Annotated in this window: 13 protein-coding genes; 12 read left to right on the plus strand and 1 reads right to left on the minus strand. The window is 45.1% G+C overall.

The genetic code is table 11. From position 1 onward, the window contains the following. Positions 1–2 precede the first annotated feature (2 nt). The 6 genes from ACTNB3_RS06625 (at position 3) to ACTNB3_RS06650 (ending at position 5,852) form a co-directional block, all read left to right on the plus strand. Positions 3–803: an MBL fold metallo-hydrolase gene (locus tag ACTNB3_RS06625; protein WP_427807065.1), complete on the plus strand. Its 801-nt coding sequence runs from the start codon at positions 3–5 to the stop codon at positions 801–803. A gap of 452 nt (positions 804–1,255) precedes the next feature. Continuing rightward, positions 1,256–2,278, plus strand: a complete 1,023-nt coding sequence (gene recA / locus ACTNB3_RS06630) for a recombinase RecA (protein ID WP_441017398.1) — start codon at positions 1,256–1,258, stop codon at positions 2,276–2,278. An 18-nt stretch (positions 2,279–2,296) separates the two neighbouring features. Continuing rightward, positions 2,297–2,896, plus strand: coding sequence for a regulatory protein RecX (locus tag ACTNB3_RS06635; RefSeq protein ID WP_427807064.1), 600 nt, complete (start codon positions 2,297–2,299; stop codon positions 2,894–2,896). A 118-nt stretch (positions 2,897–3,014) separates the two neighbouring features. Next, positions 3,015–4,559: a ribonuclease Y gene (gene rny / locus ACTNB3_RS06640; protein WP_427807063.1), complete on the plus strand. Its 1,545-nt coding sequence runs from the start codon at positions 3,015–3,017 to the stop codon at positions 4,557–4,559. Between the two features lie 134 nt (positions 4,560–4,693). Beyond that, complete coding sequence (locus ACTNB3_RS06645; RefSeq protein WP_427807062.1) at positions 4,694–5,236, plus strand: NUDIX hydrolase; 543 nt, start codon at positions 4,694–4,696, stop codon at positions 5,234–5,236. A 40-nt stretch (positions 5,237–5,276) separates the two neighbouring features. Next, positions 5,277–5,852: a stage II sporulation protein M gene (locus ACTNB3_RS06650; protein WP_427807061.1), complete on the plus strand. Its 576-nt coding sequence runs from the start codon at positions 5,277–5,279 to the stop codon at positions 5,850–5,852. Positions 5,853–5,867: 15 nt separating this feature from the next. Here the strand turns inward: ACTNB3_RS06650 and ACTNB3_RS06655 are convergent, their stop codons facing one another. Further along, positions 5,868–7,190 (minus strand): polysaccharide biosynthesis protein, encoded by a 1,323-nt coding sequence (locus ACTNB3_RS06655; RefSeq protein WP_441017314.1) that lies wholly within the window; start codon positions 7,188–7,190, stop codon positions 5,868–5,870. 148 nt (positions 7,191–7,338) lie between these two features. On the opposite strand from ACTNB3_RS06655, the gene ACTNB3_RS06660 reads away from it, so the two are divergent. The 6 genes from ACTNB3_RS06660 to gap all read left to right on the plus strand — a co-directional run bounded on the left by ACTNB3_RS06660 (position 7,339) and on the right by gap (position 12,616). Next, a complete protein-coding gene (locus ACTNB3_RS06660) occupies positions 7,339–7,797 on the plus strand; it encodes an RrF2 family transcriptional regulator (protein WP_441024850.1) in 459 nt (152 codons plus the stop codon). Between the two features lie 36 nt (positions 7,798–7,833). Then, a complete protein-coding gene (gene nifS / locus ACTNB3_RS06665) occupies positions 7,834–9,018 on the plus strand; it encodes a cysteine desulfurase NifS (protein ID WP_441024851.1) in 1,185 nt (394 codons plus the stop codon). A 16-nt stretch (positions 9,019–9,034) separates the two neighbouring features. Continuing rightward, on the plus strand, positions 9,035–9,478 hold the full coding sequence (gene nifU, locus ACTNB3_RS06670; RefSeq protein ID WP_427807057.1) for a Fe-S cluster assembly scaffold protein NifU: 444 nt from the start codon (positions 9,035–9,037) through the stop codon (positions 9,476–9,478). Positions 9,479–9,507: 29 nt separating this feature from the next. Continuing rightward, positions 9,508–10,605 carry a tRNA 2-thiouridine(34) synthase MnmA gene (mnmA, locus tag ACTNB3_RS06675; protein ID WP_441024853.1) on the plus strand — a complete coding sequence of 366 codons (1,098 nt, stop codon included), beginning with the start codon at positions 9,508–9,510 and terminating at the stop codon, positions 10,603–10,605. Between the two features lie 32 nt (positions 10,606–10,637). Continuing rightward, the gene (locus ACTNB3_RS06680) at positions 10,638–11,441 is read left to right on the plus strand and encodes a histidinol-phosphatase HisJ family protein (RefSeq protein ID WP_427807055.1); all 804 of its coding nucleotides are present in this window, start codon (positions 10,638–10,640) and stop codon (positions 11,439–11,441) included. Positions 11,442–11,602: 161 nt separating this feature from the next. Then, positions 11,603–12,616 carry a type I glyceraldehyde-3-phosphate dehydrogenase gene (gene gap / locus ACTNB3_RS06685; protein WP_427807053.1) on the plus strand — a complete coding sequence of 338 codons (1,014 nt, stop codon included), beginning with the start codon at positions 11,603–11,605 and terminating at the stop codon, positions 12,614–12,616. Positions 12,617–12,709: the final 93 nt, after the last annotated feature.

The following is a 12,709-nucleotide window of genomic DNA, read 5'->3' on the forward strand; positions in this document are numbered from 1 at the left end:
CCATGAAACTTACGGTGTTAGGGACTGGAAATGCAGCGGTGACGGAATATTTTAACACCTGTTTCGTATTGTCAGATAAACACAGGCATTTTCTGGTAGACGGTGGCGGTGGAAACCGCATCTTAAAAGCGCTGAAGGACGCACAGGTACCGTTGGAAGAAATCCACGATATTTTCCTGACTCACGAACATCTTGATCATATTCTTGGCGTTATCTGGCTGATCCGTATGATTGGACAGAAGATGAATCAGGGGAAATATGAGGGTGATCTCAGAATCTACTGCCATTCGGATCTGGTAAATAAGGTGGTGACGATCGCGGAGCTCACTATTCAGAAGAAGGTGACAAAGCATATCGGAGAAAGGATTCAGATGATTCCTCTGGAAAACGGGGACCGGAAGATGATCATGGATTGTCCGGTCACCTTCTTTGATATCCAGTCGACGAAAGCGAAACAGTACGGATTCTCCATGATCCTACCCGGCGGCACAAAGCTCTCCTGCTGCGGAGACGAACCCTATAACCCATGCGAATACGAGTATGTAAAGGACAGCGACTGGCTGATGCATGAGGCATTCTGCCTATATAGCGAGGCCGATCGATACAAACCTTACGAGAAACACCATAGCACGGTGCGGGAAGCATGTGAACTTGCCGAACGGCTGGGCGTGGCAAATTTGATTTTGTATCACACTGAGGAAGACCATCTGAAGAACAGGAAGGAATTGTATACGGCTGAGGGAAAAGCGTATTATCACGGAAATCTGTATGTTCCGGAGGATATGGAATGGTTTGAAATTTAGTGCGGGAAATCTTTGGATAGAATGATTTCTTATATTTGATTTGGAAGCAACACTTTGGCTCTGCGGCTGAAGTGTTGCTTCTTTCTGGTACAGCTTTTTATCGCAACAGGATCCGTGAAATTGCTTGTAAAGAAGATTTTGGTATGGTATCATTCAAGGAGGTAAGGATCAGAGTATTTTGATCCTTTCCGTTTTCAGTTGCCATGCATATGAGAAAATGGTTCGGTGGACCATTTTTGAGTGGCACATTTTCAGAGAGATGACGATGGCATTGTGGTTCGGTTCTGCAATAGATCATTCGTCATAATAAGAACAAAACTGCTTGACAAAACAGAACGTATGTACTATTATTGATTTACGACAAACATTCGTTCGATAGAGTCGGAATTCCAAAAGTAAACTTTGATGAGAAAATTCAGTAAAGATAAAGGAGAATTTGAATTATGGCAGCAATGAGTGATGAGAATAAAAAGAAAGCGCTGGATGCAGCGATTGCAAAACTGGAGAAGGATTTTGGAAAAGGAACTGTGATGAAGCTGGGGGATCCGGCCGCACAGGTTCAGGTGGAGACTGTACCGACAGGATCCCTGAGTCTCGATATTGCGCTCGGAATGGGCGGCGTACCGAAGGGACGTATCGTGGAGATCTACGGACCGGAGTCCAGTGGTAAGACGACGGTCGCACTTCATATGATCGCCGAAGTCCAGAAGCGCGGAGGAATTGCAGGATTCATTGATGCGGAGCACGCGCTGGATCCTGTGTATGCGAAGAATATTGGTGTGGATATTGATGAATTATATATTTCCCAGCCGGACAGCGGTGACCAGGCACTGGAGATCACGGAGACGATGGTGCGCTCCGGAGCGATCGATATCATTGTTGTGGACTCCGTAGCTGCACTTGTACCGAAACAGGAGATCGAAGGTGACATGGGAGACAGTCATGTCGGGCTTCAGGCGCGTCTGATGTCCCAGGCACTCAGAAAACTGACGCCGGTAATCAGTAAGTCGAACTGTGTAGTGATCTTCATCAACCAGCTTCGTGAGAAGGTCGGTGTGATGTTCGGTAATCCGGAGACCACTACGGGAGGTAGAGCTCTGAAGTTCTATGCTTCTGTGCGTATGGATGTAAGAAGGATCGAGACTCTGAAGCAGGGCGGTGAGATGGTAGGAAACCGTGTCCGTGTCAAGATTGTGAAGAATAAGATCGCGCCGCCGTTCAAAGAAGCGGAGTTTGATATCATGTTCGGAAAAGGAATTTCCAGAGAAGGAGATATCCTTGATCTTGCCGCAAACGTGGATGTGATCAATAAGAGCGGTGCATGGTATGCATATAACGGAGAGAAGATCGGACAGGGCAGGGAAAATGCAAAGACTTATCTTGCTTCTCATCCGGAGATTATGGAAGAAGTAGAAGAAAAGGTCAGAGAGCATTACGGACTTGGCGAGGGTGCCCCGGAGACACAGGAAGACTGATTCGGCAGGTGAGAATGCATGATTATTACGGAAATAGAGTCGGTCACAAAGACAAAATTCAGGATGTATTTAGATGGAGAATATGTATGTATGCTCTATAAAACGGATCTGAAGAGTTATGGCCTTGAGAAAGGCAGCGAAATTACGGATGAGATCTGGAGCAGACTGAAAGAGGAAGTACTTCTGAAACGGGCAAAGCTGAGAGCCATGCATTTGTTGACGGATATGGCGAGAACGGAGGAGCAGCTCAGGCAGAAGCTCAGACAGAACGGATATCCGGAGGACGTGACGGAAGCGGCGATTGCGTATGTGAAGTCTTTTGGATACATAAATGACGAGAACTATGTCCGAAATTTCATTGAGAGCAGGAAGGGCAAGAAGAGCCGCCGTGAGATCGAGGCACTTCTTGCACAGAAGAACGTGTCCGGAGAACTCGTTGACAAGGTTCTGGAAGAAGTTTATGCAGAGCATTCGGATCGGGAGGCAATTCGGGAGATCATGCATAAAAAGCACTGGAATCCGGAAGAGATGGATCCTGTCAGCTTGCAGAAAGCATATGCCAGTCTGGCACGCAAAGGCTTTCGCTATACGGACATAAAAAAGGCGTTTGAGCCCTAATCGTCAAGTGATACAAGTTTTGGCACGGAATGCTTGACATATTTGTGAAAACAGTATAGAATTTAAGTGTTGTATTTGTACAATGAAAACTAAATAAGGAGGTGCTCCTGTGCCAATAATGAGTATAATTATTGCTGTGGTTGTCACACTTATTGTGGCGGTGCCGATTACTTATTTTGCTACCGTGTCGAAGTTAAAAAGTGATGCGGATTCTAAAATCGGAAATGCTGATACAAAAGCAAGAGAAATCATAGATGATGCATTGAAGACGGCAGAAGCAAAAAAGAAGGAAGCTCTCTTGGAAGTAAAAGAGGAATCGATCAGAACGAAGAACGAACTCGAGAAGGAAACCAAAGAACGTCGGGCAGAGTTACAACGTTATGAGAAGCGAGTCCTTTCTAAAGAGGAATCCGTTGACAAGCGTTCGGAAGCAATGGAACGCAGGGAAGCGGCATTTACTTCGAGAGAAGAAGCGATTAAGCAGCGCGAAGCAAAGGTAGAAGAACTTAGCAAACAAAGAGTACAGGAACTAGAAAGAATCTCAGGACTTACCTCCGAACAGGCAAAAGATTATCTGTTGAAAACTGTTGAAGATGATGTGAAACATGACACTGCGAAAATGATTAAAGAGCTGGAGAATCAGGCGAAGGAAGAGGCTGATAAGAAAGCGAAGGAATGCGTCGTGACGGCGATTCAGAGATGTGCTGCAGATCATGTTGCTGAAACTACAATTTCTGTAGTACAGCTTCCGAGTGATGAGATGAAGGGAAGAATTATCGGACGTGAAGGTCGGAATATCCGTACCCTCGAAACATTGACCGGTGTGGAGTTAATTATTGACGATACTCCGGAAGCGGTTGTTTTATCCGGATTTGACCCGATCCGCAGAGAAGTGGCAAGAATTGCCCTGGAGCGTTTGATTGTTGACGGACGAATTCATCCGGCGAGAATCGAAGAAATGGTAGAAAAAGCACAAAAAGAAGTGGATACAATGATCCGCGAGGAAGGTGAAGCAGCAGCGTTGGAAGTTGGTGTACATGGTATTCATCCGGAACTGATTCGACTTCTTGGACGAATGAAGTTCAGAACAAGCTATGGACAGAATGCACTCAAGCATTCTATTGAAGTAGCACAACTTTCCGGACTTCTGGCAGGCGAGATCGGACTTGATGTCCGTTTGGCTAAGAGAGCCGGACTTTTACATGACATTGGTAAATCAATTGATCATGATGTAGAGGGCTCACACATTCAGATTGGTGTGGATTTATGTAGAAAGTATAAAGAATCACCTACAATTATCAATGCAGTAGAAGCGCATCACGGTGATGTAGAACCAGAGACTCTGATTGCATGCATCGTTCAGGCGGCAGACACGATCTCTGCGGCAAGACCGGGTGCGAGAAGAGAAACATTGGAAACATATACAAACAGATTAAAACAGTTAGAAGATATCACGAACCAGTTTAAGGGCGTTGATAAATCTTTTGCAATTCAAGCAGGTAGAGAGATTCGTGTAATGGTAGTTCCAGAACAAGTATCTGATGACGATATGGTATTGCTGGCAAGAGATATTTCAAAACAGATTGAATTCGAATTGGAATATCCGGGACAGATAAAAGTAAACGTAATTCGCGAATCAAGAGTTACGGATTACGCAAAATAAGCAGGAAATAACAGCTATTCAGAAGGGGTACCTTCGGGATAGCTGTTTTTTGCTGGATAGAATGGGCTCAGAGTAATCCTGCATGATGTGGTGGGATTGAGTTATGATAATACGGGAAAAGAGGGATGGATCATATGGAAAAAGAAATGACCAGAGTGAAACGAATACGAATGTATCAGGGCGCGATCGTAGATGTTTATCGTGACTATATGCAGTTTTCCAATGGAAATACAGAGGAGTGGGATTATATTCATCACCGGGGAGCAGCTGCAGTAGTGCCTGTAACGGATGACGGGCGTATTATTATGGTTCGTCAGTATCGGAATGCTCTGGAACGGTTTACACTGGAGATCCCGGCAGGGGCACTGGATGATCCGGAAGAGCCGGGAATCAACTGTTCGGCAAGAGAATTGGAGGAGGAGACAGGATACCGGTCAGAGAACCTGGAATGGCTGATTACATTAAGAACAACCGTTGCATTCTGCAATGAGCGGATTGAAGTATATGTGGCAAAAAATCTTGTACCATCGAAACAGCATCTGGATCCGAATGAATTCGTCAATGTGGAATTACATACAGTAGAAGAACTGAAACAGATGATATTTGACGGTGAGATTGAAGACTCTAAAACAGTGGCCTCTATTCTGGCTTACGATGCAAAGTATAATCGGAAATAAGTGAGTAAAATGTGAATCAGCGAGGAAAACCCGACATATAATGGAATATCTTGAAAAAAGGGAGGCCATGGGAGTGCAGCTTCATCAAAGTAAGCAGCAGCTGGTGCTTGTTTTCGTGTCCGGGTTCCTCTTGGGAATCGTCTATGCCAATCTCGCTGCGGACAGTTTTAGTACAGTAACAGGAGTGTTTCATGAATCATTTTTTACCCAGTATGCACAGTCGGAGATTGATATAGGAGAGTATTTCCCGTATTTGTTGCGATACAGGATGTTGCCTGCAGTGTTCCTGGGACTTGCGGGGGGTACAAAGTTTAAGAAAACAGCGGCGATCGGAACATTGCTCTGGACAGGCTTTTCGGCAGGAATCGTAGCTGCTGCGTCTGTGCTCCGTCTTGGTGCCCGGGGTATGCTTCTGTGTATAGCCGGAATGTTACCACATTTCTTTTTTTACAGCCTGGCCTACATAGTGATTCTGTGGTATTTGTATCATTATCCACAGTCAGAGTGGAATGCGGGAAAAACAGGATTTGTGGCCATCATGATTCTGGCAGGGATCATGACAGAAGCGTATCTGAATCCGGGAATCGTAAAATGGTTTCTGAAATTGATCTGTTAAAAGAGTCTGGCTTGGCTAGTCAGACTCTTTTCGCTTGCCATAATGGAGAAGTCCGTAAAGAGAAAGTGCAGATATGAGAAACTGGCTGGCAAGAAGCCCGTGCAGATATGCGAGGATCCCATATTTGGGGATCAGAAAATACACGCTGCAGATTCGCATCAAGAGTCCGGCTGTGTTGGTAAGAAATGTGAACGATGTTTTGCCGAGACCGTTCAATATACTGATTAATGCTGTGTTGGTATATAAGAACGGACAAATAAAAGCCAGTGTTATAATGAAATTGCCGGCCTCGCTGTTGTGGAAAATAAGATTTCCCATAATATTTCCGAGAACGAAGAACCCGGCCATGCAGAGAAAACCAAGAGAAAAACAGCAGAAGACAACCTTTCGTATCAATTTGGGCAGATTATCTCGCAAATCAGAGACCTGGAGCTCCGCGACGGTCGGAAGAAGCATGGTGGAGACGGAATTTGTGATCGCAGATGGAAACAGGATGCAGGGGAGCGCCATACCGGTCAGAACCCCGTATGTACTTAAGGAGTCGGATAAAGTCAGTCCATACATTTGAAGACGCAACGGAATCAGGATTGCTTCCGCACTCTGAAGAAGATTGAGTAACACCCGGTTTGCCGTCAAGGGAATAGAAAGGTGAAGCAGTTCCCTTGCCGGTATAAGAAAATCCTGAAGTTTCCCGGACGGAGAAAACAGAGTTTCGTGCAGCATAAAGATGCTGTAAATTGCTGAGACTATTTCTCCGCAGACCATGCCCAGTACTGCGATGGTAACAGGGGTTCCCATGAAAAAATGCAGGCCGATCTGACACAAAAAAACAACGGAAAGTACTCTGAACAGCTGCTCCAGAAGCTGGGACACGGCTGGTACTTCTGTTTTTTTCATTCCAAGATAATATCCACAAATACAGCTGTGGATTGCAGCAAAGGGAAAAGCAAGGGACATGGAGGTTAGCAGTTCTGCGCATCGCGGTTCCTGTAATATGGTAGAAGCAATCGGTTCTGCGCGCTTTTGAACGACAATCAGTGCAGCAAAAGAGAGAATCATACTGAGAAACAGTGCGGTTTTCAAAGCATTTTGGCAGGTTTTCTCCTGATTCAGAGCCTTGTACTTGGCAACAATGCGCGAAAGCGCAGTCTGAATCCCTGCGGAGGTGAGAGAAAAGCATAGGGTGTAGACCGGAAAAATAAGCTGATACAGGCCTACTCCTTCGGCCTGAAAGGTTCGGCTCAGGAAAATCCTGTAAAAGAATCCAATCACTCTTGTAAGTAATCCTGTAAAGGTTAATATAAAAGTTCCTCTGATAATGGTTTGCTTCCTGGACATAATGACTCCTAGAAGGATATTTGTTAAAGCTTATTCGGAAAAGTGACTTGACAGAACATCTGTATAGTGATATTCTCTTTATGAATTAATCCTAGCAAAAAACTAGGAATAAAACAGGATATACTGGTAATGAATAGAAGGTGATGGCGTGAAACTATCCACAAAAGGAAGATATGGACTGCGTGCATTTATAGATCTGGCAGAATATGAAGGGGTGGGGCCGGTGTCGATCAGCAGCATTTCCGAACGACAGGATATTTCCGAACGATATCTGGAACAACTGATGGCCAAGATGAAGAAGGCAGGTCTGGTCAAAAGTGTAAGAGGAGCCGGAGGCGGTTACATACTGGCCAGAAAGGCATCGGAAATATCGGTTGGAGATGTGCTTCGGGCATTGGAAGGAAGTGTTGAGCCGGTAACGTGTGCAGCATTTCACCCGGAAGAGACCTGTACCGTCAAAGACCGTTGTGTTGCGAAATACGTCTGGCAGAAAGTCAATGAGAGTGTAACTGCTACAGTAGACGGCATTATGATCGATACTCTCATAAAAGAAACGAACCAGAAAGAAACGAATCAAAAAGAAGAAAATGAAAAATATAGAATGTAAAAGATGGAATATAAAGACAAGAAGGAGGAAGAACTTATGAATAAAGTCATATATTTGGATAATGCTGCAACTACAAAGACAGCCCCGGAGGTAGTGGAGGCGATGCTGCCTTATTTTACAGAGTATTACGGCAATCCCTCAAGTGTGTACAGCTTTGCATCCGGTAACAAAGAGAAGATCAATGAGCAGAGAGAACGCATTGCAGAGATGCTCGGAGCTGCTCCCAATGAGATCTATTTTACGGCAGGCGGATCGGAATCCGACAACTGGGCACTGAAGGCAACGGCGGAAGCGTATGCAGAGAAAGGAAAGCATATTATCACGACGAAGATTGAGCATCATGCGATTCTTCATACCGGGGAATATCTCCAGAAACGCGGCTATGAAGTGACGTATCTGGATGTGGATGAGAACGGACTTGTGAAGTTGGATGAGCTGGAAGCGGCGATTCGCCCGGATACGATCCTGATTTCCGTTATGTTCGCCAACAATGAGATCGGTACCATCGAACCGATCAAAGAGATCGGTGCCATCGCGAAAAAGCATGGTTTGCTGTTCCATACGGATGCAGTTCAGGCATTTGGACAGGTACCGATCGATGTAAATGAGTGTCAGATCGATATGCTGAGTGCCAGCGGTCATAAGCTGAACGGACCGAAAGGAATCGGGTTCCTTTATATCCGCAAGGGTGTTAAGATCCGCTCCTTTATTCATGGCGGCGCACAGGAGAGAAAGCGCCGTGCCGGAACGGAAAATGTACCGGGAATTATCGGGCTTGGAACAGCAGCAGCAAGGGCAGCGGCTACCATGGAGGAACGTGCAAAGAAAGAGATTGAAATGCGTGACTATCTGATCAGCCGGGTGCTTGATGAAATCCCGTATACAAAGCTGAACGGACACCCGGAAAAGAGGCTTCCGAATAATGCAAACTTCAGTTTCCGGTTTATCGAAGGGGAATCCCTTCTGATCCGTCTGGATATGGCAGGTATCTGTGGATCAAGCGGTTCTGCCTGCACTTCGGGATCTCTGGATCCGTCCCATGTGCTGATGGCGATCGGACTTCCACACGAGATCGCGCATGGATCGCTGCGGCTGACACTGAATGAAGAGATCACCAGAGAAGAGATCGACTATGTCGTAGAACAATTGAAAACGATCGTAAGTGATCTGAGAAATATGTCACCGCTTTATGAAGACTTTATGAAAAAACAGGAGAAATAACAGGAGGTAAATATAGATGTATTCAGAAAAAGTAATGGATCATTTTCAGCACCCGAGAAATATGGGTGAGATTGAAAATGCCAGTGGAGTGGGAACAGTAGGTAATGCGAAATGTGGAGATATCATGAGAATTTATCTTGATATTGACGATAACGGTATCATCAGGGATGTCAAATTCAAGACTTTCGGGTGCGGAGCTGCCGTTGCGACCAGTAGTATGGCGACGGAGCTTGTGAAAGGCAAGAATATTCAGGAGGCAATGCAGATCACGAATAAAGCCGTTATGGAAGCACTTGACGGTCTTCCGCCGGTAAAGGTACATTGTTCTCTTCTGGCGGAAGAAGCAATTCATGCAGCACTCTGGGATTATGCGCAGAAGAATGGAATTAAGATCGAAGGACTTGAAAAACCGAAGTCCGATATTCATGAAGGAGAAGAGGACGAGGAAGAAGAGTACTAGTATACTAGACTTTGCCGCGGAGAAGAAGGATGGAGAAAAAGAAAGTTGTTGTTGGAATGTCCGGCGGTGTGGATTCTTCCGTTGCTGCCTACCTGCTAAAGGAACAGGGATATGATGTGATCGGTGTCACAATGCAGATCTGGCAGGATGAAGAAGAAACGGTGCAGGAGGAAAACGGTGGATGCTGTGGCCTCAGTGCAGTGGAAGACGCGCGCCGGGTAGCTGCCGCACTGGATATTCCGTACTATGTGATGAATTTTAAGAAAGAATTTCAGAAATATGTCATTGACTATTTTATGGATGAGTATCTGAACGGACGGACTCCGAATCCGTGTATTGCGTGCAACCGGTATGTGAAATGGGAAGCACTTCTTACGCGAAGTATGGAAATCGGTGCTGATTATATTGCGACAGGGCATTACGCAAGAATCGATGTACTTCCAAACGGAAGATATGCGATTAAGCATTCGGCAACCAGAATGAAGGACCAGACATATGCACTTTACAATCTGACACAGGATCAGCTGAAACGGACTCTGATGCCGGTGGGAGAGTATTCCAAGGAAGAGATCCGTGCTATTGCAGAGAATATCCATCTCAAAGTGGCCAGTAAACCGGACAGTCAGGATATCTGCTTTGTACCGGACGGGGATTACGCGGAATTTATCCGAAGAGAAAGCAAAAAAGAAGTACCCGAGGGGAATTTTGTCAGTACCGACGGGAAAATCCTTGGAAGACATAAAGGAATTACACATTATACCGTCGGACAGCGCAAGGGCCTGGGCCTCTCTCTCGGACACCCCGCATTTGTTCTGGAGATTCGACCGGAAACGAACGAAGTCGTAATAGGAACGAATGAAGAATCCATGACACGGTTCGTGAAGGCAAATCGTCTGAACTTTATGGCAGTTGAAGATATCGAAGGCGAGATGCGTGCATTTGGCAAAATACGATACAATCATAAAGGTGCACCGTGTACGGTCAAAAGAACGGGTGAAGATGAAATCCTTTGCACATTTGACGAACCGGTAAGGGCGGTGACGCCGGGGCAGGCATTGGTTCTTTATGACGGAGATTACGTGCTGGGAGGCGGAACGATCATTACAGACAGAAACACATCCCTGTAGTACAAGACGGCATCGTTCCGGAAAGGAGAAAAATGTGCAGCGACTCACATATGCATACACGCTTTTCGGGGGATTCCGAAGCAGACCCGGAGAGCATGATTCTTGCGTCCATATCGAAAGGACTCGAAAGTATCTGCATCACAGACCATGAAGATATGGACTATGTCTGTGAAGGAATCGAATTTATATTTGGCAGAGAAGAATATTTCCGCACATTTTCAGAGCTTCGGGAAAAATATAAGGATCAGATCGATCTGCGAATCGGTGTGGAAATCGGACTTCAGCCGCATCTCCCGGAAAGAATTCACTCTTTCCTGAAAGGATATTCTTTTGATTATGTGATCGGATCCGTACATGTGATTCGGGGAAAGGATCCATATTACAGAGACTTCTTTGATGGGCGGACGGATAGGGAAGCATATCGGGAAGTGCTGGATGAGACGCTGACTGATATCAGCTGTTGTCCGGATTTTGATGCGCTGGGGCACCTGGATTACTCCGTGCGCTACGGTACACATAGAGAAGAAGAGTATTCCTACCAGGCATTCTCGGATCAGATCGACGAGATACTGCGTTTTCTGATCGAACATGGAAAGGGGCTTGAATTGAATACGGCTGGACTTAAGTATGGTCTTCCCTTTGCACATCCACATCCGGATATCCTGAAACGTTACCGGGAACTGGGAGGCGAGATCGTGACGATCGGCTCAGATGCCCACAGGGAAGAGCATATCGCTTATGGATTTGACAAGGTTTCCGGGATCCTCGAAGACTGCGGATTTCGATATTATGCAGAGTTTAAAAATAGGGAGCCGGTTTTCAGGAGAATTAAATAAAAAATGGAAAACAGCCCACAAAAATGCAAAAGACACTTGAATTTTTGTTCGGGATTTAGTACAATAAAACATAGTTGATGAATCTTTAACAATGTTAATCATTTATCATTTCTGTAGCTGTAACAAACAGTAATACAATTAAACTTTAGGAGGACTAAATCATGGCAGTAAAAGTAGCAATCAATGGATTTGGACGTATCGGACGTCTTGCGTTCAGACAAATGTTCGGAGCAGAAGGATATGAGATCGTTGCAATCAACGACCTGACATCTCCTAAAATGTTAGCTCACTTATTAAAATACGATTCTACTCAGGGAAAATACGCATTAGCTGATACTGTAACAGCTGGCGAAGATTCTATCACTGTTGATGGAAAAGAAATCAAAATCTACGCTGAAGCTAAAGCTGAAAACCTTCCATGGGGAGAACTTGATGTAGATGTAGTTCTTGAATGTACAGGATTCTACACATCTAAAGCAAAAGCAGAAGCACATATCACAGCAGGTGCTAAGAATGTTATCATCTCAGCTCCGGCAGGAAATGACCTTCCGACTATCGTTTACAATGTAAACCATGAAAAGATTACAAAAGATGATCATATCATTTCAGCAGCTTCTTGTACAACAAACTGTCTGGCACCGATGGCTAAGGCATTGAACGATCTTGCACCGATCAAATCTGGTATCATGTGTACAATCCATGCTTACACAGGTGATCAGATGACTCTTGACGGACCGCAGAGAAAAGGCGATCTCAGAAGATCTCGTGCAGCAGCATGCAACATCGTTCCAAACAGCACAGGAGCAGCTAAAGCTATTGGTTTAGTAATTCCTGAATTAAATGGAAAATTAATCGGATCTGCTCAGCGTGTTCCGACCCCGACAGGTTCTACTACAATCCTTACAGCAGTTGTTGAAGGAAATGTAACTGTAGATCAGATCAATGCAGCTATGAAAGCAGCTTCTAACGAATCTTTCGGATACAATACAGATGAAATCGTTTCAAGCGATATCGTTGGTATGACATATGGTTCATTATTCGATGCTACACAGACAATGGCTATGCCGCTTGACAACGGAACTACAGAAGTTCAGGTTGTTTCTTGGTATGACAATGAAAATTCTTACACAAGCCAGATGGTAAGAACAATCAAACACTTCGGAACATTACTGTAAGCCGGATGTTTGGCAATTGAATCTGACGGATTATTTCCAGAATAGACTCACAAAGGGTCCGGTCTTATTTGGGACCGGACCTTATTTTTTAAG

It is taken from the genome of Bariatricus sp. HCP28S3_D3 (assembly GCF_052065755.1).
Taxonomy (GTDB): Bacteria; Bacillota; Clostridia; order Lachnospirales; family Lachnospiraceae; genus Allocoprococcus.

Excerpts from the sequence above, each read along its gene's own strand:
- ACTNB3_RS06625 (WP_427807065.1), top strand. The coding sequence starts at position 3 with ATGAAACTTACGGTGTTAGGGACTGGAAATGCAGCGGTGACGGAATAT.
- recA (WP_441017398.1), top strand. The coding sequence starts at position 1,256 with ATGAGTGATGAGAATAAAAAGAAAGCGCTGGATGCAGCGATTGCAAAA.
- ACTNB3_RS06635 (WP_427807064.1), top strand. The coding sequence starts at position 2,297 with ATGATTATTACGGAAATAGAGTCGGTCACAAAGACAAAATTCAGGATG.
- rny (WP_427807063.1), top strand. The coding sequence starts at position 3,015 with ATGAGTATAATTATTGCTGTGGTTGTCACACTTATTGTGGCGGTGCCG.
- ACTNB3_RS06645 (WP_427807062.1), top strand. The coding sequence starts at position 4,694 with ATGGAAAAAGAAATGACCAGAGTGAAACGAATACGAATGTATCAGGGC.
- ACTNB3_RS06650 (WP_427807061.1), top strand. The coding sequence starts at position 5,277 with ATGGAATATCTTGAAAAAAGGGAGGCCATGGGAGTGCAGCTTCATCAA.
- ACTNB3_RS06655 (WP_441017314.1), bottom strand. The coding sequence starts at position 7,190 with ATGTCCAGGAAGCAAACCATTATCAGAGGAACTTTTATATTAACCTTT.
- nifS (WP_441024851.1), top strand. The coding sequence starts at position 7,834 with ATGAATAAAGTCATATATTTGGATAATGCTGCAACTACAAAGACAGCC.
- nifU (WP_427807057.1), top strand. The coding sequence starts at position 9,035 with ATGTATTCAGAAAAAGTAATGGATCATTTTCAGCACCCGAGAAATATG.
- mnmA (WP_441024853.1), top strand. The coding sequence starts at position 9,508 with ATGGAGAAAAAGAAAGTTGTTGTTGGAATGTCCGGCGGTGTGGATTCT.
- ACTNB3_RS06680 (WP_427807055.1), top strand. The coding sequence starts at position 10,638 with ATGTGCAGCGACTCACATATGCATACACGCTTTTCGGGGGATTCCGAA.
- gap (WP_427807053.1), top strand. The coding sequence starts at position 11,603 with ATGGCAGTAAAAGTAGCAATCAATGGATTTGGACGTATCGGACGTCTT.